This is a genomic window from Psychrobacter sp. 16-MNA-CIBAN-0192 (assembly GCF_040309565.1).
Taxonomy (GTDB): Bacteria; Pseudomonadota; Gammaproteobacteria; order Pseudomonadales; family Moraxellaceae; genus Psychrobacter.
In genome coordinates this window covers 1-275 of the sequence record NZ_JBEOOX010000219.1, presented here as the reverse complement: position 1 = coordinate 275, position 275 = coordinate 1, and the positions used below count along the sequence as shown (strand labels likewise).

The window sequence follows — 275 nt, the reverse complement described above, 5'->3', positions numbered from 1 at the left end:
TGTCACGGGTATGCAGACGCTCGTACAACTGGCCACTCAGGATAAAGAGGGCAGCGGCCGAAACACCGTGGGCCAACATCTGGATCACTGCGCCCTGCAGCGCCAGTTGGCTGCCGGAGTAGATGCCGATCAGTACGAAACCCATGTGGGAAACGGACGAGAAGGCAATCAGACGCTTGATGTCGGTTTGGGCGAAGGCCAGGAACGCACCGTAGAAGATCCCGATCAGACCCAGGGTCATGGCGATCGGCGCGAATTCGGCCGAAGCATTCGGG

The 275-nt window shown here is 59.6% G+C and carries 1 protein-coding gene; it reads right to left on the bottom strand.

The features are described from left to right. Positions 1-275, bottom strand: a 275-nt coding sequence (locus AAEY78_RS12990; protein WP_352339730.1) for a proton-conducting transporter transmembrane domain-containing protein, incomplete at both ends; no start/stop codon positions are given.